The organism is Planktothrix serta PCC 8927, from assembly GCF_900010725.2.
Classification (GTDB): Bacteria; Cyanobacteriota; Cyanobacteriia; order Cyanobacteriales; family Microcoleaceae; genus Planktothrix; species Planktothrix serta.
Map to the genome: position 1 here is coordinate 1 of NZ_LR734877.1, position 24,769 is coordinate 24,769.

The following is a 24,769-nucleotide window of genomic DNA, read 5'->3' on the forward strand; positions in this document are numbered from 1 at the left end:
GTTGTAATATTTTATCGTAGGGGTTTGGTCTCCAAACCCTCTTTGCGCCTGGGTTTGGAGACCAAACCCCTACAGACTTTTTTCATAACTCAATTAGGATTGCTATATTGGCAATGTTGCTCATTTTAGCGTACCTGACAAAACTAGAAACCGCCATAAATCTTTAATACCCCCTTGATGATCTTTCTTAGTGTCTTTGTGTCTTCGTGGTTTCTTCTTTTCTTTGTGGTTTCTTCAAAAATTTTCCGTACCTCACCAGACTAAAAACCGCTATAATACCTAAAACCTATCTAAAATAGGAACCTCTTAAAAGCATTAACAGGAGTGAGATGGTTAACAATGGAAACCCTAAATAAAGTTACTGTAATAAACTTAAAGAATGCGATCGCAGCCAGCCAAAACTTTCTTTTATCTCAACAATATCCCGAAGGCTACTGGTGGGGAGAATTAGAATCTAATGTAACTATTATATCAGAAATTATCCTATTACACAAGATTTGGGGAACTGATAAAAATCGCCCTTTATCTAAAGTTGAAACCTATTTGCGTTCTCAACAACGAGATCATGGCGGTTGGGAATTATTCTATGAAGATGGAGGGGAACTTAGTACCACCGTTGAAGCGTATATGGCGTTAAAAATATTAGGGGTATCAGAAATTGATCCCGCCTTAATTAAAGCCAAAAAATTTATTTTAGAACGGGGTGGAATTACTAAAACTCGGATTTTTACGAAGCTACATCTAGCCTTAATTGGATGTTATGACTGGCGAGGAATTCCTTCAATTCCTCCTTGGATTATGTTGTTACCCGAAGGTGCACCTTTTACTATTTATGAAATGTCAAGTTGGGCGAGGAGTAGTACCGTCCCTCTATTAATTGTTTTTGATAAAAAGCCAATTTTTAGGTTTGATTCTCACCTAAATTTAGATGAATTATATGTAGAAGGACGACAAAATGCTATTTTTGAACTCCCTAAAAATAACGATTGGACAGATATATTCTTAGGGTTAGATCAAATCTTTAAATTTGCCGAACTCTTTAATGTTGTCCCCTTACGAGAACAGGGGTTAAAAGCGGCGGAACAATGGATTTTAGAACGACAAGAAATAACAGGAGATTGGGCGGGAATTATCCCAGCGATGTTAAACTCTTTATTAGCCTTAAAATGCTTAAATTATTCGGTGTCTGACCCGATTATTCAACGGGGTTTAGAAGCCATTGATAACTTTGCAATAGAAACAGAAGAAACCTATCGAATGCAAGCTTGTGTATCTCCTGTTTGGGATACAGCTTGGGTGATTCGAGCTTTAATTGAGTCAGGAATTACCCCAGATCATAATACTATTGTTAAAAGTTCAGAATGGTTAATCAGGCAACAAATTTTAGATTATGGAGATTGGAATATTAAAAATAAACAGGGAAAACCTGGAGGATGGGCGTTTGAGTTTACAAATCAATTTTATCCTGATTTAGATGATTCTGCTGTTGTGGTCATGGCTTTAAATCAAGCTAAAATTCCTGATGAATCCTTAAAAATAGCAACTATAATTCGAGGAATTGATTGGATGATCTCAATGCAATGTCAAGCCGGAGGTTGGGCAGCTTTTGATATTGATAATGATCAAGATTGGATTAATGCGGTTCCCTATGGGGATTTAAAAGCTATGATTGATCCCAATACGGCAGATGTCACGGCAAGAGTTATTGAAATGTTAGGGGAATTAGACCCGAATTGCTCAGAATATCAATTTAAAATTCAATCGTTGAAACCTACAATTGAACGGGCGATTTCTTATTTAAAACAAGAACAAGAAACCGATGGTAGTTGGTTTGGACGTTGGGGGGTTAATTATATTTATGGAACCAGTGGGGTATTATCAGCATTAGCGGTGATTTATCCTATTTATAAAAATTGGGGTCATAGTTCTCTTAAACCTATGATGAAACGGGGGGAGAATTGGTTAGTGAGTTGTCAAAATATTGATGGCGGTTGGGGAGAAACTTGCCGCAGTTATAATGACCCACAATTGAAAGGAAAGGGGGTTAGTACCGCCTCTCAAACTGCGTGGGCGTTAATTGGTTTAATAGCAACGGGACAAGTAACAGGAAACTATGAAATGCAGGCAATTGAACAGGGAATTAACTATTTAATTTCAACCCAACTTTCAGATGGTCGATGGGATGAGTCGGAATTTACTGGAACTGGTTTTCCAGGTCATTTTTACATCAAATATCATTATTATCAATATTATTTCCCCTTGTTGGCGTTAGGTCGTTATCAAAAATTACAACAACTTTAACTCAATATGCGGTGAGTTTGACTTATTCAAACCTTAATATTTGTCAGGAAGGGATTAAGGGTTTATAATCTTTGGGAATTAGGGCTAAAGCCCAACAACATTATCATTTTAATAAACAATGGGTCATCGAGAAAAGGTTATTATTGCATTAGGTGTGATGGCATCGATTACATCTTTGGTCATTGGAATGGCAAGAACGGCTACAGTGTCGGAAAAAATTAGGGTAAAACCGGATTATGAACGATTAGCTCATTTATTATCAGCAAAACAATTCACTAAAGCAGAACTTCAAACCTATAGAATGATGTTATTAGCTTTAGAAAAAAACACGAAATATTCAGATCCAATTGAGTTAAATCAACAGGATATTGCTAAATTGCCTTGTGAAGATTTAAGAGAACTGGAAAAAATTTGGCAGGGTTATACTCAGGGAAGCATTCATTTTAGAAATAAAATTATGAGTTGGCAAAATGGTCAACAAAACTTAATTCCTGCTATTAATTCTCGGTCTAATAGTTGTAAAATAGAAGAAAATAGAAATTCTACTGCTCTGAGTCAGTAGGATATTTGAGCTTGCTTAAGTTTTGTAACAAATAAAGTTTAAAATAGATCAGGAGAATAGTTTGGTGTTTAAATAGGATTAGAAGATGCTAATATTGTCGAAAATTTTGTGATCTAATCTAACCAGGAGAAGGCGATGGGGAAGTTAGGAGTGCTGACTTTTGCAGAGGGAGACTTCGACAATAGAGGTTTTTCGGTCACGTTACAATTAAGGGATGAGGGGAAACCTGCGACTATTCAGGAAACCGGATCTTTACCGCCAGACCCAGAACTGGTTGAGTCTTATACCAGTTGGAAGGTAACTTATTATGGTTTTCTTGGGATAAAAGTTAGAGTATTAAAGGCAAAAGCAGGACAAATAACTAACTTTTCAATTGGTGATGTTAATAAAAAAGCTGATAATTTAAGCCAACATTTTAATCAATGGTTAAAATCCCCACAATTTAATCATGTTAGGGAAGAATTGATTGCCCATTTAAAAGAAGATGATGAAGTGCGGTTAATTATCCAAACTTCAAATCTTGATCTCCGCAAACTTCCCTGGCATCTTTGGGATATATTAGAACGTTACCCTAAAGCAGAAATTAGTGTCGGTGCGCCTAAATTTAAACAAGTAACAGCAGCAAAAGTTGCTAATAATCACGTTAAGATTTTGGCAATTTTGGGCAATGATGACGAGATTAATGTTGAAGAAGATCGAAAAATTTTAAATTCTATTCCGTATGCTAAAGTTCACTTTTTAGTTAAACCTAACCGCCAAGAACTTAACGATTTACTCTGGGAACAGTCTTGGGATATTCTCTTTTTTGCCGGACATAGCTGCACGGAAGGAGAGACAGGAATTCTATATATTAATAAGACTGAGAGTTTAACGATTCCTGACTTAAGATATGCGTTAAAAAAAGCTATTGAAAAAGGTTTACAACTGGCTATTTTTAACTCCTGTGATGGTTTGGGGTTAGCTCAAGATTTAGCTGATTTGAATCTACCTCAAATGATTGTCATGCGAGAACCTGTTCCTGACAAAGTAGCACAGGAATTTTTAAAATATTTTCTGGGTTCTTTTTCAGGAGGTCAGTCGTTTTATTTAGCAGTTAAGGAAGCGAGGGAAAGATTGCAAGGTTGGGAAGGTCAGTTTCCCTGTGCCAGTTGGTTGCCCGTGATTTGCCAGAGTCGTCCAGAAATTGTGCTAACTTGGAACCATTTGCGTAGTCGTACTCGTAACTTAAGAAACATTGCAACAAAGGCTGTTCAATTGGGTGTAGCAAGCTATATAGGTAAAACTTTATTAAATCGTAATAACGAATCTAAAGCTTCTGATGTAACATTGATTGACGCATCCCTTGATCCCCATGATAGCCCCTATGAACAAACTATAGAGGAAGGAATAAAAATAATTCGCCATAAACAAAAAGATCCTACAGGAGATAATCATGTTTAGCATTGATAACGTCCAGGAAAGTCCTTATAACTATAAATTTCCAACAATTGATTGCAAATTTCAGAATACTGGTAATGCTACAGCTTTCTTATGGCAATTTGCTGTTAACGTTATTCAGGCTGAGATTGATTTTACACCAATACCTGATTTTAGTTATTCCCTGAAAAATAACGCTTTAGAGATAGAAGTTACTAATAATGGTTGGGGCGCAATGCGTGATTTTCAAATCACAATTAATCAACCAATTATTAACCGTCTATTTTCAGAGTCAGTACGTCAATATCGAGGAACTATTGATAGTGGAAAGAGTCAGACAGTTTTTAGGTTGAGCAAAGAAAATGCTGAAACTAAGAATTTTGAAGCAATAAGTAAAGAGTTTGACAGGCTAGATATATTACCTCCTGAAGGAACTTTGATATTTGATCCTAAAACAGGTGAGTTGACAATTTCTCAGTTTCATAAATTTGAAAAAAAATTAATTGATGGAATTAAATTAAAACCTTTGCGTATCAATTGGAATTGTAAAGATAAAAACAATATAAAGCACGCAGGTGAAAATACAATTCGATTAGATGATATTATTCTGACACAAGCAGGGTTTAATCGGTTTTATAGTACTATTGAACGGATTCCAAATAGATGTTTCGGATCGTTTTTTAGTGATGTCACTTATAGCACAATTATAGATCCGAACAAAGGATATCATAAGCGAATATATCCGATATCACGCACAATTCCTTCGGGGGATGTTGAACGCTTTCATATTATGGTTTGTTCACCGATGTCTTGCTATCTTCGCCTTCAGTTTGAGTTTTTTGTTGATCAATTGAAGGTAGTTAAATCAGAAGTATTTGATATAAATATTTGGAATCCTAGAAACTCAGGATGGCATAAGGCTTACAAAGATGGTGTTGAGTTAAGCAGACAGCTTGATAAGTTATAAATGGCGATTAATCGCGTTTTCTAACACCATTTCCACCCACAGAAACCGGGTTTGGCTCTCCTGTACTTAGGGTGATAACGCACGCTTATAATCCACTCCTATCAAGCTTTACAGCCTTCATGATGGCAAAAATTTGTATCGTAAAACACTTTTTACACCCTGCTTTCGGGAGAGCCAAAATGCTATATAACCCATGTCAACAGCCAAACTAACAGATTATTTCAACTTCCTCACTCCCGATGACATTCGACTAAAAGGGACAAGAATTGGCATCGAAACTATCCTTTATGAATATATTGATCGCGGTCGCACTCCCGAAGAAATTGCCCAAACCTACCCTTCACTAACCTTAGAACAAGTCTATGCGACAATTCTCTATTACCTACAGAACAAAGAAACTATCAGCAATTACCTAAAAAATTGGATAGAACACGGTCATAAAATGAGAGAACAACAGCGTCTAAACCCTCCACCAGTATCAGAAAAACTTCGGCAATTGAGAGCCACTAGACAAGCCTAAAAATCAATCGAGTCAATTTACCCCACAGCAAACTCAGTAAATTGACGAATATAAGGGGCTTTAAACGCTAAAACAATATCCTCTTTAGCAACTCCCGCAGCGACCAACTCATTCGCTATTCCTGTTTCTGTTCTATCCCTCTGAATCCAAATTTTACCATCTTTTATATCGACGTGAATTACACAACCATAAACCCGTTTTTGCCCCTCCCAACCCAAATGAACGACTTGATAATGCTCCCTTTCCGTGTCAAATAGTAATTGTACTTCTGTCTGAGTATCTAAATCATTTCTTGAGTGTTGAGTCAGAATTGTTTGGACTAATTCTCTGTAGTTTATTCTTTCCATAAAACGATTTCCTCTTGAATCGCATCAAAAATAAGTAACTTGAGTTGATGTTCAGCAATTAATTCTTGAATAAAGCGATTGAAAAATAGAAACCGGGTTTTTGCAGTTAACTTGAATTCACAAATTGAGTTTTGTTGAAAAACCCGGTTTCTTGACTTTTTGTTGTTAGCTTGACTAGAAATTAAGGTTTATTGAAAAACCCGGTTTCTTGATTAAAGCTTGATTGTCACTGTCTTAATTTCGGTGTATTGTTGCAAACCGTATTCGCCTAATTCGCGCCCAATTCCAGATTGTTTAAATCCGCCAAAGGGTGCAGCCGCATCGAAAACATCATAACAATTGACCCAAACTGTACCCGCCCGCAGACTGTTAGCAATAGTATGAGCTTTAGTAATATCTTGCGTCCAAACCGCCGCAGCCAGACCATAGATGGTATTATTAGCTCGTTCAATCACCTCGTTGATATCTTTAAACTTGATAATACTCATCACCGGCCCAAAGATTTCTTCTTGAGCAATCTTCATCTCATCCCGAACATTTGCGAAAATAGTAGGCTCGATAAAGAAACCGCGATCGCCCACACGATTACCCCCGCATAACATCTGGGCATCTTCTTTTATACCAGATTCAATGTAGCCCATCACCTTATTAAACTGCTCTTGATCCACCTGGGGCCCTTGCTGAGTTTGAGGATCAAAAGGATCGCCGACGACTCGTTGTTTAGCACGTTCAACGGTTTTGGCGACAAACTCGTCATAGCATTTTTCTTCCACGAACACCCGTGAGCCCGCACAGCAGCATTGTCCTTGGTTAAAAAATAGACCAAAGTGAGTTCCTTCGATCGCCGCATCCATATTGGCATCGGCAAAAATAATATTAGGACTTTTACCGCCCAATTCCAACGTCACACGCTTGAGATTGCTTTTGGCGGCAGCTTCCATAATTAAATGTCCCACTTCCGTTGAACCCGTAAAAGCCACCTTATCAATGTCATTATGGTGAGAAATTGCCGCCCCGGCTGTTGGCCCGTAGCCCGATAAAATATTAACGACGCCGGGAGGAAAACCCGCTTCAACGATGAGTTCACCGATTCGTAACGCCGATAAAGGAGTTTGTTCGGCGGTTTTAAGTACAACGGTATTCCCGGTTGCTAAGGCTGGCGCTAACTTCCAAGCCTGCATTAACAGAGGGAAATTCCAGGGGATAATCTGACCGACTACACCGATGGGTTCATGGCGGGTATAACAGAAATAAGAACCGTTAATGGGAATAGTTTTGCCTTGAATTTTATCAGCCCACCCAGCATAATAACGATAGCAAGCAATCACCAAGGGCAAATCAATATTCAGTGAATCTGTCACAGGTTTACCATTATCCAAGGATTCTAACTGTGCCAATTCCAAAATATTTTGTTCAATTAAATCTGCTAATTTGTACAGCAGTTCGCCCCGTTTCGTCGCCGACATTTGTGGCCAATTGCCACGAGTAAATGCCGTTCGTGCTGCTTTAACGGCCTGATCAACGTCAGCGGCGTCAGCCTCAGCTACATCACAGATGATCTCACCTGTCGTGGGGTTAATGGTCTGAAAACGACGACCCGAAACGCTATTCACCCATTCATTATTGATCAGTAATTGAGTTGGCCCAATTTTCACTTTTTGATCGGGTCTGATCGATGTCACCATGATTTATTCCTTTATTAAAATTGAAGTTTTGATCTCCTATAATTTTCGTTAATTGAAACCCCTATTTGGCAAATCTTAATACAAATTTTATGATGTTCAATTAATAAAAGGTCGGTATTTATGCGGATATAAGCAGATTAAATGGGTAAAAATTGAGGATCTAAGGTTTGTTCTAAGGTATAAGGACAGACTTCGGGAAAGATTTGTTCACCGAGTTTTGTTTCTCGAATAGCTAAAGCTAATCCTAATTCATAAGCATCCGGTAAAATTTGATTCAAATAAGGCTTTAAACTCGGACTGTCTTGTAATAAAAATTTAATTTGTACTCGCTGTTCTCGAATTGTTCCTAACCAACTATTCGTTCGTTGATCAGGTTGAAATTGCCATTTTAATAAATCTCCTAAGAGAATCCCTAATCGATTTCTCAATTCTTGTCGTTCTTTTCGTCCCAAAGCTTCTATTTCCTCAATTAAATTCAGTGTATCTAACTGTTGCCATTGTTGAGTTTTTAAAAGATTCACTTGATCTTCTATCCAACTCAAAAAATCGGTTTCATATAAATTAGTCATAGTTGATCCTCTATTTTGATTCATTAATTCCTTTAAACCGTTCTTTTGCGGTTTTAAATGCCTCTTTCATGACGGTTTGAATTTTTTGCGGATCGGGTTTTTTTCCTCCCATTAAATCCCCAAAATAAACACAAGCTCCTTCCCCTAATGCCCAAGTATAAGCAGCAGCCCAAGACGCAGCAATCACACTGCCAAAACCGGGGATAAATTTAATTAATTCTCGGCCGATCATTTGGGCTAAAAATCCTCCGGCGATCGCACTCACTAACCCTCCCGCTTGAGAAGGATTTAAGGTTTTTCCATAGAGATTTCCTAATAATACCACCAGAGAAACTTGTAAGGCTGTTAATACGGGCATGGTGGCAAAGGGAAGGGGAACAGCCGCAACGGTTGCCGCCATAATACTAAAGGCTAAAATATAGCGTCTTCCGACATCTCGATAGATATTTCCCAGTTGATCATCAACCTCTCCATTTAATAATTGATGAATGGTTCTCGCTTCGGCTTCAGGAAGCAAATCGGCTAAGGTATCCCGCAAAGCTTCTAATCCATAAAATACAGGGGTATAGCCATCTTCTTCTAAGGTAAAGTCAATTAAAACTGCCTGATCATATAATCCTTTAAAGGCGATTTTTAAGGCTTCAAAGGCTCGATTAATATCTTCAAAATCGGGAGGATAAATCGGATGATTATCAATTTGGGGAGGATAAAGTTCATGGAGACAAGTAACGGCTAATAAACAGGGAATATTCGGATATTTTTGCCGTAAACTCTGGGCAATCGTTCGTAAGGTATCTGTGGCAAAATCATTAATTTTAACGGTTAAAATTAAAACTCTCGCTCCTGGGCTTTCTTGTTGTAAATCTCCGATTAATTCTTGAATAATCAGATCAGTATTTTGATTAATATCCCCTAAGCCAACGGTATCTTTAAAAATCAATAAGGGTAAATCATTAGAGGGATAGGCATAACGTTGAGTATGTTGAGTATGGGGACGAAATCCTTGACCCACAATTTCGGCTGAAACCCCCGTTAATCCTCGAACAATTGAGCTTTTTCCCGCTTGTGGTTTACCAATTAATAAAGCTTCTGTGGTAGGAAGTTCGGCGCGAACAGTTTCTAAAATTTCGGCAATTTGAGTTTCATTAACACTAAACCATTGTACAAAGGTTTTAGCAATTTGATCGGCCGGAAATAGCCCTTTTAATTGTTCCGTTGTCCAATTCCAACGGGCTGTCATCTCCTCTATCCAAGAGGAATTAACCGATGTCGGTGGATGGGACGTTTCCGTCACTGGGGAGGGGGTTTGAGAATCCGGGGTTTGAGTCATAGGTCAGGTCTGATATTTTCTACTTTGATATTTATTCTAGTTTAAAATTAAAATCCTATTCCTTGGTTTCGGTTATCCTCCCCGTTGTTTCCCCCGAATTCAGACCCTTAAAATAAAATTAGGGTAGGTGATACCTACCCCAGCTTCTCAATCTGACATTATCTTATTTAAACAACGTCCTGAGATGTTATTCTCGATAGCCGGGACGAGTGGTAACATTCGGATCTCGATAGGTTTCGTGATGGGTTTTAGGTTTGCGAAATAAATTTGCTAAACCAATTAATCCCAGAAGTCCTAACCAACCCCAGTTATTATTATCATCTGTTGTTTCTTGAAACGGAGTGGTATCGAGCGTTGGACTATTGGGATTAGTTTGAGCTTGAGCAGGCAAGGAGGCAGGAAATACAGCTAAACTTAAAGCAATTATTCCTGCACCCAAAAGCTGTTGCACAGACGGTTTAATTTTCATGAGTGATCCTCTATATTAGTAGCGGTTTGGTGCTTCATCGGTGGTACGATAACGAGTGGAAGGTTCTTCATTTTTACGCGCTAAACCGGCTAAACCAATTAAACCGAGAAGACCCAACCAACCCCAATCAAAATCCCGATCTCCTGCCGTTGCACTGTAGGGTATTGTGTTGTTATTATCTATTCCTGTATCGGTCGGTGCGGTTTGAGCAGAAGCAGACAGTGTAGAAGGAAGAACTGCTAAACTTAAAGCTAAGGCAGTGGCACTGACTAATTTGGGTAAAGAATTGAGTTTCATGAATCAATCTCCTTGAATATTTGCTCGGTTATAGTGTGAATAAACGATTTAGAATGTAAATCGTATTTCAGCAATATAAGCGATGTTTTCAATGTACGGTATTCGGGTAGCTATTTCCTCCCTCTTTAGCCATAAATAAAGCGAAGTGGAGTTAAAACTAAAGAGATAGATTCCCTGTCAATTATTGCCATCTGGAATTTGATACTTCCTGACAGTAAAACTCTCTATCTAAATCCTAATCCTAAAATCCCTGAGAAATAATCAAAAATTTCCTTTTACCCCCCACCTTTGATAAATAAGAAATTTTTTAGGTCACAGTTTACCTGAATTCAGAACAGATTTTAACAAAAAAACAATTAATAGGTGATTAGAAGTGCAAATTAGGGAATTTAAGGTAATATAGCTAAATTAACCCTCATTAGATCTTGCCAATCATTAATTTATGTTGATATTTACAGGATTAGGGTATCACTATAGTTTATCCCAAATGTTAGATCAACAAGATTAATGAGCGATTTGACTCTCTCAATGGGGATTGTCCCTCAGCAAAAAACAGCCCGGTTTGAAAGCCTGTCCACAATCTGACCCTGATGCCTTTTCTCACATTACTCGGCTGGATGAACTGAAGGGGAACAATCTTAGAACAGAGCTAACGGGTTTAATCGGAATAGTATGCTAATAGTAGCGTACTTATTCGCAAGTAGTGTTAGTCTTGAGGTAGCGCAATTTAACATACTCATGGTAACAAAGAATATCAGGGCCGTTACTTACGTTCCACCGGACTATCATAAAAAGCTGCGTCAGTATATGAAACGGCATAACTTAACTGAAAGTGCAGCTTTAGTCCAGATGATCAAACAGTTCTTTGATGGGGAACAACCTCAACTCAATTCTGAACTGCGAACGGAGGTCGAAGAAATTGTACAAGACCAACTGAAACTGCTCAAAGGAGATATTGACCTTTTAAAAGGGCAAATCGCCTTGATGCAGCAGTTATTAGACAAAAAAACCTCGGCTGAAAGCACCCGTCGAGCCGCAAATTCTGCTAATAATAATCATCCCAGAGGTTTACTGCGGTTGACACCCAAAACCGAGGAAGAACTCACTCGTCGTTTAGGGGTAAATACAGGAAATGTTGCCAAAGAATTTGACAAAGGTGTGGAACATTTTAGTCATTGGAGTCAACAAAAAGATCCCAGTGGTATTGGTTGGCATAGACGAGGTGATGGCTTGTACTATCCTGTTTAAATAACTACACCATATCGCATTTTTTTCTAATAACCTGCTACCACTAGGAATATTAAATTATGAGTTGTTTGAATGATTAGGGTGTAGCCAAAATTTAGGGTTTGCACCCTGATCAACTAACCCTCATAATTGCCTTAAAAGATTAATTTAGGGTCAAAATCCTTTGATTTTAGTTAACGCCAGAACTGATTATTAATCCTCTATTTCTACCCAAACTGTAACCGCAGCAACGGCAATTAACATTTCATCATTTTTGTCTTTAAATTCTTCAATTGCCCGTCCTTGTACCACCATTCCCCCAGTTTCAACGGTAATCTTTTTCTGTCCAAAGGGTAAAACAGCTAACACTTCTTCGGTTCTCACTTGTTCAGGATAGGGAACTGCAACTTGCACTTCTACGATCATTTCATTGGGATGATTTAACCCCGCAACTTCCCAAATTCCAGGTAAGGCATTATGGGCGATCGCATTTCTAACCGCCCTAGCTGCGGCGATGGTGGGTTCCTGTCCATGTTGATCAATACCCATCCCCATTTCAATCACAAATCGTTTTTTAGCCATAATTTTTCCGGGTGGTTTTTAACTCTATTTTATTTTAGGATACCTGATGACTAATGGCTTGATTTGTATATTCAGGACAGTCAGAATCAGGGATAGTTTCTAAACACTCAACTTCCACGTTCATTTGATTCATTTCTACATCGCCAAAAATGGTAGCAAAGGCAATATCTGCCGCATCTCGTCCCGTTCCAATTTTAATTAATCCATTCAAAGGCGCCAGACGAGTCGCATCAAATAAATACCAGCGATCGCCTAAATACGCTTCAAAATAAGCATGAAAATCAGGAGGTTGGAGTTTATAAGCATAGCCCGATGCAAATCGAGCCGGAATATTTAAAGCTCGACAAAAGGCAATTCCTAAATGGGCAAAATCTCGACAAACTCCCGCCCGTTCTGTTACCGTATCAAAAGCAGAAGTATGTTGATCACTACTCCCCGATAAATAAGTAACGTTATCATAAATCCAATTACAAATTGCCGTAATTCGGGAATAATCCGGTACTAAATGACCAAATTCTGATTGAGCAAATCGCATTAATCGATCCGATTGACAATAGCGACTCGGATAAATATATTGTAAAAGTTCTAAGGGGAGTTGAGCAATGGGAACTTCATTAATTGTTGCTGGATTTGTCTCCTCATAAATAACATCCACCAGGGCTTGATAAGATAAACGTAAATTTCCCGCAGGCACATTAATCCGAATATAACGATTATCTAAAATCGGATTAACATATTCTTCAAAATTGAGATCAGGATCTAATTGTAGACGTTCTTCTAATATCTGTTGATTTTGAGTTTTAGCAACATTGACATTGAAAATCAACGTACTATTGTCCCTGACTTCATACTCTAATTCACAACTGACTTTAAATTTCATAATCTCTATCCTAATCCCGATCCGTTGTTGTGATTTATTTCTCTTTTTTAACTAACCTTAACTGATATCGATATAACGTTACCGGATGACCACTAGCGGCAAAGAAATTTGGATCTTTAGGAGATAAATAAACCGCCGTCACTTGCTCCCCAACAATCGATTTCACTTGCGATTGTGCTCCCATTCCCTCAAATTCTGCCTGGTAAGCCGTGGTTGTTTCCACTTCATTCAAATAAATTAAAGAAGGACTTTCAAACACCTGCTGACTAATTTCTGTGGCAATAAATTGATCATCACTCGGCATCTCATAACTCCGACCTGTTACCGTTGAAATCAGTTGCAAATTTCCGGGTAAAACCGTTATTTGACGATTGGGGTTAGTGGGATCAACCTTGACAGATAAAATTGCATTTTCTCCCAAAGTTGCTTGACTTATATTAAACCCATTAAAGGCGCGATCGCCCACTATCTTAGGATAGATTTTGCCATCATTTTGTTGATCTGAATCCTGTTGAGGGAAAAATAAACTTAAGGGAAAAATCTGTAACTTGGGTAACAATTCAACCGCTTTAAATCTAACCTGAAACTGAATCGGTTGATTCAGCCGTTTTGAATTATTTTTAAATCCAGGAGTCGTAATCTTAGGAGCTAGAGGAGCAACCCGATCCACTAATGTACTCGTAACCTCCCATTCTCCCTCCATCCATTCAGGATAATATAAATCTCCCGTCGCCGCTTGAACTGTTGGTTTATGATTCCAGTTGGGAAACGCGGATAAACGGTCTGCTAATTGTCCGGCTTGAGCTTCAGTTTCTCCCAGAATTAAACCCCAAATTAAACCCACAATTAAAATCAATTTTTTCATTGTTTCTCAAAGTTTTAGAATCCGTAGGGGCGAGGTTTTCTCGCCCAAAACTATAGCGCTACGCGCAAGGGAACAGGGAACAGTAAGATGAGAATTCAGAAATCTCCTAACCGTAATGGGTAGGGCTATATAACCGTTTTCAAATGTTCCAAATTTCCGAATCAACCCTACAAACTTTCTAGGGGAACAGGTTCCCAAATTTCCCCATATTGTTCTTTTAACCCTTGCCAATTTTCTATTTGTCCCGGTTCATATTCTCCGGGTTTTCCCCATTGTAAAAATGCACTTAAGGCGACTTCATGTTGTTCATTCAGGAACCGGATAGCATAAGTGGTAAAATTCCCTCGCTTGGCTTCTCCCGTTTCAAATTTCACCTGTTTAATTTGATCCATATTCAGATGAAATTCAAAGCCATCGGTGTGCATATTGGCATATTTTCCTTTGGGTAATTCAGCATAAAATAGCTTCTCTAGTTTTGTTCTGACTTCCAATACGGCGGAACTACTGGTCACAATTAACCGTAAAGTTCCTAAATTTTCGCAGGCTTCTAAAAATTCTTTGAGATGACTCATGGTTTAAGTTCCCAATTTAATTCGTTTTTAAGACTTAATTTTACTCGAATTTTGGGAACTTCAGCTTAATTTTTTTTTAATATAGCAGTCGCAAAGGAAGTTATTCAGCAAAGCAAGGGCGGTGAACTCTTTTTCTCCGGTGTTCCCTGTTCCCTGTTCCCTGTTCCCTGTTCCCTGCTATAGATTTTTTGCCATCTCTTTTAGTTGACTTTTTCATGTTTTTCATACGCCGCCACAATGCGCTGTACTAAGGAATGACGCACCACATCCGCTTGAGAAAATTCACAGAAAGCAATTCCTTCAACATTTTTTAAGATTTTTAATGCCGCCGTTAACCCCGATGTTTGATTCGGAAGTAAATCCGTTTGGGTAATATCTCCTGTTACCACCATCCGAGAACGGAACCCTAAGCGAGTTAATACCATTTTCATTTGAGCCGGAGTTGTATTTTGGGCTTCATCTAAAATAATAAAAGAATTGTTTAACGTCCGACCCCGCATATAAGCCAGGGGAGCCACTTCAATTACCCCTCTTTCCATTAAATTCGCCGCTTTTTCTGGGTCGATTAATTCATAAAGAGCATCATATAACGGCCGTAAATAGGGATTAACTTTTTGTTGTAAATCTCCGGGTAAAAACCCTAATCTTTCCCCAGCTTCCACCGCCGGACGAGTTAAAATTAACCGTTCATATTGGTCAGATAATAACGCTTGTAAGGCTAAAATTGCCGCTAAATAGGTTTTCCCTGTTCCCGCAGGGCCAATACAAAAAATTAAATCCTGAGTCCGCATCGCCTGAACATATTGACGTTGGCGAAAGGTTTTGGCGCGAACTTCCAGTCCTCGCCGTGTTTTTGCTAAAACATCACGCTGAATTTCTTTAAAGGTATCCTCTTGATGGGTATTAATGGCATGACGCGCCGTGAGGATATCCACAGAACTAATTGGTTTTCCGTCTTTCCAAAACTCTTTTAAAGATTCAACTAATTTTTCACACAATTGAATTTGGCTGGCCGTTCCACTCACGAGCAATTCTTGTCCTCGCATCACCAGTTGAGCACCCGTTTGTTGAGATAGGGTTTTCAGATTATCTTCTTGATAGCCAGAAAGTGCCATTGCACTTTCAACACTCGGTAACTGAAGGGTTAATCGCTCAGTCATTAGATATAGCAGGGAACAGGGAACAGGGAACAGGGAACAGGGAACACCAGATCTGGGATAATACTTCTGGCTGTTTCATCTCAGTTGTAAATTATTACAACCTATTTGGGATTGCTATATAAAGTTTTGATCACTCAATTGCCGATAGTTAAGAGCAGGCTGGCTTGACTGACTGAATATTGAGGTTGGGGGAAACGGTTGGGCAAAACCGTCTGAGTTGCCCGAACCTAATTTTGCCCAACATGAGAAAATCGTTTTAACGGGTTAATCCGTCCTCAGCAGGAGTTAGAGCTTCACGGCTGAGAACAGACTAAACAAAACGTTATTGCTCATATCTTCGGTTCAAACGCGGCTTAGAAGGGGAGGAGCGTGATGGACGAGTCTGCTCTGAATATCGCCCCGGAGAACGATGATTAAAAGTCTCTCTCGTCTCTCTCGGTTCCCGTTCCTGATAAGATTCATCGGATTCAGAGTCGTTATAGATATCCAAATAAACCGTTTCACTTGACGCCTTCGCCAGTGCCGTTAAAACCATACGAATGGCTTGAATATTGCGTCCACCGCGACCATAAACCCGCCCCTTATCTTCGGCTTCCACCGCCAACCGAACCCAAGTTTTGCGGATGCTAGAAAAATGTTCACAATCGACCCGAAGGGATTCTGGAAATTCCAGAAACGGCTCGATTAAAAACCGCACCAGTTCGTCATAATTGGGATTAGACTGCGGACTCTGCGGTAATAGGTTCGGATTGGACTCCAGATTTGAGTTGTTCAAAAACATTGGCTTTTCTTAGGATGCTACGCACAGTTTCAGTCGGTTGCGCCCCTTGTTGTAAGCGACGGACAATACCAGGGACATCCAATCGAACTTCATCGGTTCTGGGATTGTAGAAGCCCAGTTCTTCTAGTGGACGACCATCTCGGCGACACAAGCTGTGCATCGCCACAATGCGGTAACTAGCTTCCCGCTTTTTTCCGAATCTTTTTAAACGCAGTTTGATCATTATTGACTCAAAACACTTCTCTAGGAATTGTAAGCTATTTTTTAACAACCGAGTCATTTGTTTAGGGAAACTTTAGCCAACACTGGCTGTATGGGCAATTCACCCTCCGACTCTGACTCACCCCTTAGCACGAACAGCCCCTATCTACCCATGTCTTTATCCCGATTATCCCATTGGATTAACCTGAAAAAAAATAGTCGTAAACTTCTGCTCTCTGCCTTGGGTATTATTGCCCTGATCTTAATTTTACAGTTTGGGAACAGTTTCCGCACCCCAACCCCTAAAAAAAGTTTATCGATTTATCAACCTCTAACTGAAATTCCCGCCACCGCCCAAAAAGTTACCGTTGGGGTTCCTTATTACTTTATCCCATCTATGTTGACTCTCGGATTATTCTTCCCGTCACCGCCCTATTAACCATTGTTTTTCTGCAACAATCCTATTCCGATGCTTTACCTGATGTTGGCTATTTGGTATTATTAGATAAAATCTATGCCTTAGTCTATGTTTTGATTATTGCGGGAATTTTAGAAACCATTATTACCGCCGATTGGATTAAAAGTGAAGATCCTGAATCTCTTGTCCGAGTCAAAAAACTTGATCGAGGCTTTCTAATCGCAAATATCATAATTTTATCCGGGGGAATGTCCTATTTTTGCTATTTTAAAATAATCATTCTTCTAATTATTATTGTGGGCGATTAACTCGAATTAACTTATTAAGTAAGGTGGTTTCATAAGCAATTGCTTGATTAATTCTATCTGCTAGTCTTTCTATATTTCGATCATTGGTACAAACAATAATACCAGCATGATTATGATTTTGAGAATGGAGTTTAATAAAATCACGACGGTTTTGTGTTATAATAGCACGCTCATTGTTAATAGCAAATTCTAAAACTTCAGGGTCAGATAATCCAGCGTTACCTGCTTCTTGTACCGTGAGAATATTATGGTTTAGATCACGCAATAATATTACAACAGGTAACGGAAACTGTTCATCTGCATAAAGATTAGCCATTCCTCAACTCTCTACTACATTTATTCTTCTTGTTCTTTTAATGCTTGTTCAATTTCTTCAGAATACGCTTCTGCATAAACCCAAATATTCAACAAATCAGCCGCCGTTAAATGGGGATATAATTGCAAAATTTCTGCATCCGTCGCACCTTGATGGCGTAAACTTACAAATAGCCAAACGGGAAGACGAGTATTAGCAATACAAGCATCTCCACCCATTACCCCAGGAGTTTTGGTAATTCCCCGTGAACCATTGCTTAAAGTCTGAGTTAACGCTTGAATGACTTCCGCTTTTTCAATTAGAGTCAGAGACAAAAGTTGAGTTTGGAATTCAGTTAGAGTCATATTAATATAATACAGCACAGTTAAGGATATTTTATCATTTTTATCCTGTTATCTGTCCTATTTCTAAATTCTTTGAGTTAAAATGCGATCGCTTATTCTTCATCAGCCAAATAATCAACCTTCAAAACTGCTTCTAAATTAAACGGACATTCATCAGAGAAAACACTAACTTTTAATTGAGTTTCTGTTGCTGCATCCTGACGCGCATCTTGATAACATTCTGCAAAAATTTCTTGACCATATCCCCTTAAACTGGGGCTATCTTTAAACAAAATTAACAAACGTCGTCGATGCTCAACAATTGTACTCCTCCAACTTCGAGATCGTTTATTCGGTTGATATTTATATTTAAGTAAGTGTATTAACAAAACTGTTAAATTACTTTGAACAGATCGTTTCTCACTCCTCCCCATACTTTCTAACTCAGCAATTAAATTTTTAAGATCAATCTCTTGAAATTGGTTATGCTGTAATTGTTCTACAGTTTTCTGAATCCATAAATAATAATCTTGGTCATAAAGGGTTAATTGATTTAGATTGGGTTGATAGAGTTGAGAATTCATAATAATATTGTTTGTTAAAATAAAGCTAAAAACAGGGATAAAAATCTATTTTTATTTGATCTATTATTGCATGATATTCCATGCTTCCCGATTGAGTTCACGCAAAGGAGGTAAGTCATTAACAGCATCTTTAAAGGCTTGGTTTTCTTCAAATATATCTCGTAATGTTAGTAGATGAATTGTAAAACGTTCAATATCAGGAAACTCAAGAAGACGATTTTTAAAACCCGCTTTAGGATTGGATCTTGTTGGTGATGTATAACCCACTCCAGCTAACATTACACCAATATCAGCACGATGCCGTATTAGACAAGAATGTAAAACGTCTGCTTCTTTTGCTTCTAAATTTTTGTTTTCTAACTTTGATTGAAAATAAATTTTTAACCCATTAATATAACCTTCTCCATCAACGCCACCATCACTTCCAGCAGGGCCAGGAGTTAACCCTAAACAATACGCAAAACGACGACCTAATTCTTGTTTGGTGGCTGTATCACTCAAAATAATACCCTGAATTACAGCATTTATAACTTTATAATTGCTCATTATTTTTCCTTTGAAATTTCGCTTGTTTTTTCCAATTCTCTTACAGTACAGTTATTTTGATAGAGTAAACGAATCCCTAAAATTGCACAATCATTAACTCTTTCTTCCATTCCAATTTTTTTAATTTTATGTAATGTAACTATATCTAGCTTTAGATTATATAAAACTGAAGAATCTGAATTTGAATTTCCTCCTAATCCACCCATTTTTTGAATAATTTCATCAAGATTTAATTTTAATCTATTAATACAATAATAAACATACTCTATTGAATATTCTATCATGGCTGCCCGACTCATTCTAATTGCTGATGTTAATTCCATCAACTTTTGGTTATCTGTATTTAATATTTTAATAGTAAATTCTTTGATTTGATCTTCGTTCTCTAATTCTTCATTGAGTTGTATCCCTTTTTTAATAGCTTCATCTACTTTTTTGCTGTTCTTCTTGATGTTAATCACTTTTTTATCAGATAAATCTTGATTAAGCCCTGATTTTGTTTCTTTTGAACTCATTGTCTTACCTCTTTTCTAAATATTAATTAATAAGTCTTCAAAATAGTTTTCTAGCTCTTGGTATTCTGAATATTCCCAAATATATTTTTTAGTTAAATATACAGCTTTTTGCATTGGATCTTGAACGTTAATCATCTCTGAAGCCACCCTGCATTGGCTAGGCTTATCTTCTATACTATTAACTTGTTCTTGTACTTCATCAGCACTAATTCCCAAGGGTACGACAAAAACTTCAGGTGTAAAAGTGGCTTTTGCCTCCATCTCAAAAATTATATTTAAAGTTGGTTCAAGATTATTCAAGCCTTTATACCTCTGGGATGAACTGATGGGGATGAAGATGATATGAGGATCACTGCTCAAAATAACTTGAACAATATTAGCTAAGGGTGTATTCATATCAAGAACAACATAATCATATTTTTCTATTTTAACAAACTTTTTCAGACGTTTTCGATTAGGGTTTGTTATAACTGATATCCCTGGTCTTGTATCTACTGAAACTGAATTAGAGTCAGATTCTTCATTAGGCTCTTCACCGACATAAAACTTCCAAGAATCTGCTTGATCATCACAATCTATTAGTAAAACATCTCCTCTTTTAGAAAGAACTCCTGCTAAATGAACAGCTAAGGTCGTTTTACCCACACCACCACTATTATGCGTACAGAGAATAACTTTCATTACAGTATTACTACGTTTTTAGTAAATACACTATCTCGTTCAGTATAACATCAAATGACATTAATCGTTTAGATAGAGATTTATTTTATAGTTTAACTGTTTTTGTTAGGATGCGGGGCGATCGCTATCTATTAACTTACAACCGTAGCTTGACCAAGGTAATAACTTTTTCTCTACTAACAGTTAAAAATCCCTCTAAAAAATCATCAATAGACTCTCCCGCCTCTAAATAGTCAAATAGCGTTTGTATGGGAACTCTCGTCCCTAGAAATACTGGAGTTCCCCCCATGATTTCCGTAGATATACTAATTATCGATGAATTCTCAGACATGATTTTAGCCTCAAATTAGATTAATAGTTTAAGTATCGCTTATAATTATAAGTTGTTGAGACAACGGGAAAAAGAGTTATAGCAATGAGTAGGTTAATGTTTACAACTTCTTTGTGTCTTTGTGTCTTTGTGGTAACATTCAAGAACCCATAAAAAGAAACCCAATTTCTTCAAGAAATCGGGTTTATGAAATCAATATTTGATCACTAACTACTTACCAATTTTAGGCGCACTCAAAGAGAAGAATTTCCATTTATTCGGTTTAACTTCTGGAGCTTTTTGCGCTAAAGTCGGGACAGAATGACGCATTAATGCGGTTAACTGTGTGGTTGTGGAATCATAGATTTGGGTTAATATTTTCGGATATAACCCAATACCAATGATCGGCACTAATAAACTGGCAATGATGAACACTTCACGGGGTTCAGCATCTACTAAGTTCTCATGTTCCACTAACTCTTTATTTTCGGGGCCGTAGAGAATTTCACGCAACATTGAGAGCAGATAAATCGGGGTTAAAATCACCCCAACGGCTGCTAATAAAATCACGATGACTTTAAATGTGGAGTTATAGGCATCGCTAGTAGCAAACCCAATAAACACCATTAATTCGGCAACAAATCCACTCATTCCAGGTAAGGCTAAAGATGCCATACTGCAAGCTGTCCACATGGCGAAGACCTTTTTCATCTTGACGCCAACGCCACCCATTTCATCCAACATTAAGGTATGGGTGCGGTCGTAAGTACAGCCGACTAAAAAGAATAAACTCGCCCCAATTAACCCGTGAGAAACCATTTGTAACATCGCCCCACTCATGCCAATATCGGTGAAGGATGCCATCCCAATTAACACAAACCCCATGTGAGAAATTGAGGAATAAGCGATTTTGCGCTTGAGGTTTCTTTGAGCAAAGGAGGTAAAGGCTGCATAAACAATATTAACCACGCCCAAAATCACTAAAATCGGAGCAAATACCGCATGAGCATCGGGTAACATTCCGACGTTCATTCGCAGTAACGCATATCCTCCCATTTTTAACAGAATTCCTGCTAGTAACATATGGGCGGGAGCCGTGGCTTCTCCATGAGCATCAGGGAGCCAAGTATGCAGGGGAAAAATCGGTAATTTCACCCCGTAAGCTATTAGGAACCCACCATATAATAACAGTTGTAAATTCAGGGGATAGTGTTTCGCTGCGATCGCTTGCATATCAAAGGTGATGGTATCCCCATAGAATGCCATGGCTAGGGAACCCACCAAAATAAATAGCGAACCTCCTGCGGTATACAAAATAAATTTTGTAGCTGCATAGAGGCGTTTTTTTCCACCCCAAATGGATAGAATGAGGTAAACTGGAACTAATTCTAATTCCCACACCAAGAAGAACAGCAACATATCCTGAACGGCAAATACGGCAATCTGTCCGCCGTACATTAACAACATCAGGAAATAAAATAATTTGGGTTTGAGGGTGACAGGCCAAGCGGCTAAAGTCGCTAAAGTGGTGATAAATCCTGTCAAAATAATTAGGGGCATTGATAACCCATCTGCCCCTACAGACCAATTTAAGTCTATTTGCGGAACCCAAGTATATTTTTCAGCAAGTTGTAAACCTGGGGTGTGGAGATCATATCCATTATTAAAGGCATAAACGATGAAGGCAAAATCGATTAGCCCCACAATTAAAGCGTACCATCTTACGGTTTTTCCATCTTTATCAGGAATAATCGGAATCAGTAACGCGGCAACAATCGGAAATAAGATGATGGTTGTTAACCAAGGAAAATTTTCCATAGATCAAGTCATGAATGAAGGACTTAGAATTAAGAATTAAGAATTAAGAATATTTAGACTTAATTCTTAATAGAGATTCGCGCTGTTTTATGCTGTAAATGAAGTCCCTATTTGTAGAATTCAGAATTTAGAGTGTTAAAGGGAAGATCAATCTTAATTCTTCCAAAATTGGAAAACTTTAAGTTAACCTTCCCTTGGATAAAGTTCTAAGAAAGGTTTAATTTTTTCCTTTCTAAATTCATGATTTCTATTGTTCAACAAAAATCAATATTTAGAACAGAAATTCAACCTTTCTTAATTTCAGGTGTGGGTTGACGGTTGACCGTTGACCGTTGACGGGTACGGGCGGGACAACCCAAGGAGTGTCAACTTAACTCAGGTTAGCCCTGAACTAAAGTTCGGGCTAAGAGCTAAAGTCATCTAAAGATGACTCAAAACTTCTCTTTCTTAACCCGTTTTAAGGNAAATGGGGGACTCATGGGGATCATGACTATGGCCGTGATCGTTGCTGTGGGCTAACTCCTCCGGGTTCATCGCCCCAGGGCCAAAGGCAAATTGAGGGCCATTAGCTTCGGATAACAGGTTTTGTTGAATCGTGGTATCATTGCCTCTGAATTTGCCTTCAAAGGTCATGAAATACATTCTGAACATATAGAAGGCAGTCATTCCGGCCGTTAACCAACCGACAAGCCACAACATCGGGTTAGCCGCAAAGGCATTACTCAAAATTTCATCCTTTGACCAGAACCCCGCAAAGGGCGGAATACCGCAAATGGCTAAAGTTCCCACCAGGAAACAAGCGGAGGTGACGGGCATATATTTGCGTAAACCCCCCATCAGACGCATATCCTGGGCCAGAATTGGATCATGACCCACAACACCCTCCATCCCGTGAATTACCGAACCGGAACACAGGAATAACATGGCTTTAAAATAAGCGTGGGTCATCAGGTGGAATAGTCCCGCACTGTAAGCTCCAACGCCCATCGCCATTACCATGTAACCGAGTTGGGAAATCGTCGAATAAGCTAACCCTTTTTTAATGTCATTTTGGGTTAAGGCGATCGTGGCCCCCAAGAAGGCGGTAAAGCATCCGGTAAAGGCAATAATATTCATCACGATCGGCAACCCTTCAAAGACGGGGTACATCCGGGCGATTAAAAACACTCCGGCGGCCACCATCGTTGCAGCGTGAATTAACGCAGAAATCGGTGTCGGGCCTTCCATGGCGTCGGGAAGCCAAACGTGGAGGGGAAATTGGGAGGACTTAGCAACAGGGCCAAGGAAGACTAATACGCCTAATAACGTGGCTAAGGCGACGCTGAGGGAACCCGTGGCGACGGCCTGTTCCAGCCGTTCTCCCATGAGTTCAAAATCAAAGGTATTAGTCGCCCAATAGATCCCTAATATTCCTAAGAGTAAGCCAAAGTCCCCAACTCGGTTGACGACAAAGGCTTTCTGACAGGCATCGGCGGCGGGTTTGCGGTCGTACCAGAACCCAATTAACAGGTAGGAACACATTCCCACCAGTTCCCAGAAAATATAAACCTGAATTAAGTTCGGGCAAATGACGAGCCCTAACATTGAAGAACTAAATAAACTCAGATAGGCATAAAAGCGTACATATCCGGGGTCATGAGCCATGTAACCGTCGGTGTAAATCATGACGAGGAAGGCAACCGTCGCCACAATAGCCAGCATCACCGTCGCTAGATGGTCAATGGTATAACCCATTTTCAGTGTAAAGTCCCCTGCGGCTGCCCACTCAATCATCTGGGTGTAGGGAGCGTGACCTTGGAGTTGACTGCCTAGGAGGGCAAAAGATAATACCATTGATGCGCCTAACAGCGAGACGAGGAAGATTGAACAAACCTGTCTCAAATTGTTAGTGGCAGTGTTGAAGGAAATTAGCCCAATTCCAACCAGGGTTGCGCCTAATAGGGGCAACACGGGAATTAACCAGGCATATTGATACAGAGGTTCCATAACGATGTCAACTTTATAGTTCTTAATGAACTTGCCAAAACTGTTGATAATTTTGACATACAGTATGAACCTTATGGGTAAAAATTCCTGAAATCTTTCTTAGGAAGTCATGACTCAGGAGGTTTAGGGCAGACTGATAGGGGAAAACTGCTAGTGAACCGTGCTTACACATCCGAGGTCGATGGCGGTCAAGGAAGTTTCCTCTCGATCTATAGCAGGTCGCGCTGGCTTGT

Annotated in this window: 29 protein-coding genes and 1 pseudogene; 8 read left to right on the forward strand and 22 right to left on the reverse strand. The window is 38.9% G+C overall.

Annotated elements, in window-relative coordinates; translation table 11 throughout:
• Positions 1-339 precede the first annotated feature (339 nt).
• The 5 genes from shc (at position 340) to PL8927_RS16660 (ending at position 5,766) form a co-directional block, all read left to right on the forward strand.
• Complete coding sequence (gene shc, locus PL8927_RS16640) at positions 340-2,301, forward strand: squalene--hopene cyclase (RefSeq protein WP_083623757.1); 1,962 nt, start codon at positions 340-342, stop codon at positions 2,299-2,301.
• 118 nt (positions 2,302-2,419) lie between these two features.
• A complete protein-coding gene (locus tag PL8927_RS16645; RefSeq protein WP_083623758.1) occupies positions 2,420-2,863 on the forward strand; it encodes a GUN4 domain-containing protein in 444 nt (147 codons plus the stop codon).
• A gap of 150 nt (positions 2,864-3,013) precedes the next feature.
• On the forward strand, positions 3,014-4,303 hold the full coding sequence (locus tag PL8927_RS16650; protein ID WP_231506044.1) for a CHAT domain-containing protein: 1,290 nt from the start codon (positions 3,014-3,016) through the stop codon (positions 4,301-4,303).
• On the forward strand, positions 4,296-5,246 hold the full coding sequence (locus PL8927_RS16655; RefSeq protein ID WP_083623762.1) for a hypothetical protein: 951 nt from the start codon (positions 4,296-4,298) through the stop codon (positions 5,244-5,246). The genes PL8927_RS16650 and PL8927_RS16655 overlap by 8 nt, the downstream gene beginning before the upstream one ends.
• Positions 5,247-5,439: 193 nt before the next feature.
• Positions 5,440-5,766 carry a DUF433 domain-containing protein gene (locus PL8927_RS16660; RefSeq protein WP_083623764.1) on the forward strand — a complete coding sequence of 109 codons (327 nt, stop codon included), beginning with the start codon at positions 5,440-5,442 and terminating at the stop codon, positions 5,764-5,766.
• A gap of 17 nt (positions 5,767-5,783) precedes the next feature.
• Here the strand turns inward: PL8927_RS16660 and PL8927_RS16665 are convergent, their stop codons facing one another.
• From PL8927_RS16665 to PL8927_RS16690, 6 genes are all read right to left on the reverse strand, one after another.
• On the reverse strand, positions 5,784-6,113 hold the full coding sequence (locus PL8927_RS16665) for a XisI protein (protein ID WP_083623767.1): 330 nt from the start codon (positions 6,111-6,113) through the stop codon (positions 5,784-5,786).
• A gap of 212 nt (positions 6,114-6,325) precedes the next feature.
• A complete protein-coding gene (locus PL8927_RS16670) occupies positions 6,326-7,798 on the reverse strand; it encodes an aldehyde dehydrogenase family protein (RefSeq protein ID WP_083623768.1) in 1,473 nt (490 codons plus the stop codon).
• 137 nt (positions 7,799-7,935) lie between these two features.
• Positions 7,936-8,367 (reverse strand): DUF29 domain-containing protein, encoded by a 432-nt coding sequence (locus tag PL8927_RS16675; RefSeq protein WP_083624878.1) that lies wholly within the window; start codon positions 8,365-8,367, stop codon positions 7,936-7,938.
• A gap of 10 nt (positions 8,368-8,377) precedes the next feature.
• Entirely contained in the window at positions 8,378-9,697 is a 1,320-nt protein-coding gene (locus tag PL8927_RS16680) for a YcjF family protein (protein WP_083623769.1), read from the reverse strand.
• A gap of 187 nt (positions 9,698-9,884) precedes the next feature.
• The gene (locus PL8927_RS16685) at positions 9,885-10,166 is read right to left on the reverse strand and encodes a WGxxGxxG family protein (protein WP_083623770.1); all 282 of its coding nucleotides are present in this window, start codon (positions 10,164-10,166) and stop codon (positions 9,885-9,887) included.
• A gap of 15 nt (positions 10,167-10,181) precedes the next feature.
• Positions 10,182-10,463, reverse strand: a complete 282-nt coding sequence (locus tag PL8927_RS16690) for a WGxxGxxG family protein (RefSeq protein ID WP_083623771.1) — start codon at positions 10,461-10,463, stop codon at positions 10,182-10,184.
• Positions 10,464-11,201: 738 nt separating this feature from the next.
• Between PL8927_RS16690 and PL8927_RS16695 the strand changes: the two genes are divergently transcribed.
• Positions 11,202-11,711, forward strand: coding sequence for a hypothetical protein (locus PL8927_RS16695; protein ID WP_083623772.1), 510 nt, complete (start codon positions 11,202-11,204; stop codon positions 11,709-11,711).
• Positions 11,712-11,903: 192 nt separating this feature from the next.
• Here the strand turns inward: PL8927_RS16695 and PL8927_RS16700 are convergent, their stop codons facing one another.
• From PL8927_RS16700 to rpsP, 7 genes are all read right to left on the reverse strand, one after another.
• The gene (locus PL8927_RS16700) at positions 11,904-12,272 is read right to left on the reverse strand and encodes a Lin0512 family protein (protein WP_083623773.1); all 369 of its coding nucleotides are present in this window, start codon (positions 12,270-12,272) and stop codon (positions 11,904-11,906) included.
• Positions 12,273-12,306: 34 nt separating this feature from the next.
• Entirely contained in the window at positions 12,307-13,152 is an 846-nt protein-coding gene (locus PL8927_RS16705) for a transglutaminase-like domain-containing protein (RefSeq protein ID WP_083623775.1), read from the reverse strand.
• 34 nt (positions 13,153-13,186) lie between these two features.
• Positions 13,187-14,017: a DUF6816 family protein gene (locus PL8927_RS16710; protein WP_083623776.1), complete on the reverse strand. Its 831-nt coding sequence runs from the start codon at positions 14,015-14,017 to the stop codon at positions 13,187-13,189.
• A gap of 167 nt (positions 14,018-14,184) precedes the next feature.
• Positions 14,185-14,589: a ChuX/HutX family heme-like substrate-binding protein gene (locus PL8927_RS16715; RefSeq protein WP_083623777.1), complete on the reverse strand. Its 405-nt coding sequence runs from the start codon at positions 14,587-14,589 to the stop codon at positions 14,185-14,187.
• Between the two features lie 200 nt (positions 14,590-14,789).
• Entirely contained in the window at positions 14,790-15,749 is a 960-nt protein-coding gene (locus tag PL8927_RS16720) for a PhoH family protein (RefSeq protein WP_083623778.1), read from the reverse strand.
• Between the two features lie 322 nt (positions 15,750-16,071).
• Entirely contained in the window at positions 16,072-16,446 is a 375-nt protein-coding gene (locus PL8927_RS16725) for a KH domain-containing protein (protein WP_231506045.1), read from the reverse strand.
• Between the two features lie 19 nt (positions 16,447-16,465).
• Positions 16,466-16,753 carry a 30S ribosomal protein S16 gene (gene rpsP, locus PL8927_RS16730; protein WP_083623782.1) on the reverse strand — a complete coding sequence of 96 codons (288 nt, stop codon included), beginning with the start codon at positions 16,751-16,753 and terminating at the stop codon, positions 16,466-16,468.
• Between the two features lie 150 nt (positions 16,754-16,903).
• Here rpsP and PL8927_RS16735 point away from each other — a divergent pair, with 150 nt between their 5' ends.
• Together PL8927_RS16735 and PL8927_RS16740 are read left to right on the forward strand one after the other, a co-directional pair.
• On the forward strand, positions 16,904-17,170 hold the full coding sequence (locus PL8927_RS16735; RefSeq protein ID WP_083623784.1) for a hypothetical protein: 267 nt from the start codon (positions 16,904-16,906) through the stop codon (positions 17,168-17,170).
• Positions 17,171-17,223: 53 nt separating this feature from the next.
• Entirely contained in the window at positions 17,224-17,457 is a 234-nt protein-coding gene (locus PL8927_RS16740) for a hypothetical protein (RefSeq protein WP_083623787.1), read from the forward strand.
• Here PL8927_RS16740 and PL8927_RS16745 read toward each other — a convergent pair.
• The 9 genes and pseudogenes from PL8927_RS16745 to nuoL all read right to left on the reverse strand — a co-directional run.
• Positions 17,441-17,773 carry a DUF5615 family PIN-like protein gene (locus tag PL8927_RS16745; protein WP_083623789.1) on the reverse strand — a complete coding sequence of 111 codons (333 nt, stop codon included), beginning with the start codon at positions 17,771-17,773 and terminating at the stop codon, positions 17,441-17,443. The two genes, PL8927_RS16740 and PL8927_RS16745, sit on opposite strands and share 17 nt — an antisense overlap.
• A 20-nt stretch (positions 17,774-17,793) precedes the next feature.
• Positions 17,794-18,117: a DUF433 domain-containing protein gene (locus PL8927_RS16750; RefSeq protein ID WP_083623791.1), complete on the reverse strand. Its 324-nt coding sequence runs from the start codon at positions 18,115-18,117 to the stop codon at positions 17,794-17,796.
• A 92-nt stretch (positions 18,118-18,209) separates the two neighbouring features.
• Positions 18,210-18,680, reverse strand: a complete 471-nt coding sequence (locus PL8927_RS16755; protein ID WP_083623793.1) for a DUF29 domain-containing protein — start codon at positions 18,678-18,680, stop codon at positions 18,210-18,212.
• Positions 18,681-18,743: 63 nt separating this feature from the next.
• Entirely contained in the window at positions 18,744-19,226 is a 483-nt protein-coding gene (locus PL8927_RS16760; RefSeq protein ID WP_083623795.1) for a hypothetical protein, read from the reverse strand.
• Positions 19,226-19,741: a hypothetical protein gene (locus PL8927_RS16765; protein ID WP_083623799.1), complete on the reverse strand. Its 516-nt coding sequence runs from the start codon at positions 19,739-19,741 to the stop codon at positions 19,226-19,228. The genes PL8927_RS16760 and PL8927_RS16765 overlap by 1 nt, the downstream gene beginning before the upstream one ends.
• 15 nt (positions 19,742-19,756) lie before the next feature.
• The gene (locus PL8927_RS16770) at positions 19,757-20,422 is read right to left on the reverse strand and encodes a ParA family protein (protein WP_083623802.1); all 666 of its coding nucleotides are present in this window, start codon (positions 20,420-20,422) and stop codon (positions 19,757-19,759) included.
• Between the two features lie 136 nt (positions 20,423-20,558).
• Entirely contained in the window at positions 20,559-20,753 is a 195-nt protein-coding gene (locus tag PL8927_RS16775; protein ID WP_083623804.1) for a DUF433 domain-containing protein, read from the reverse strand.
• 210 nt (positions 20,754-20,963) lie between these two features.
• Positions 20,964-22,550 carry a photosynthetic/respiratory NAD(P)H-quinone oxidoreductase subunit D1 gene (gene ndhD1, locus PL8927_RS16780; protein ID WP_083623806.1) on the reverse strand — a complete coding sequence of 529 codons (1,587 nt, stop codon included), beginning with the start codon at positions 22,548-22,550 and terminating at the stop codon, positions 20,964-20,966.
• 468 nt (positions 22,551-23,018) lie between these two features.
• Positions 23,019-24,536: pseudogene (gene nuoL / locus PL8927_RS16785) on the reverse strand (NADH-quinone oxidoreductase subunit L); the annotation flags it as partial.
• Positions 24,537-24,769: the final 233 nt, after the last annotated feature.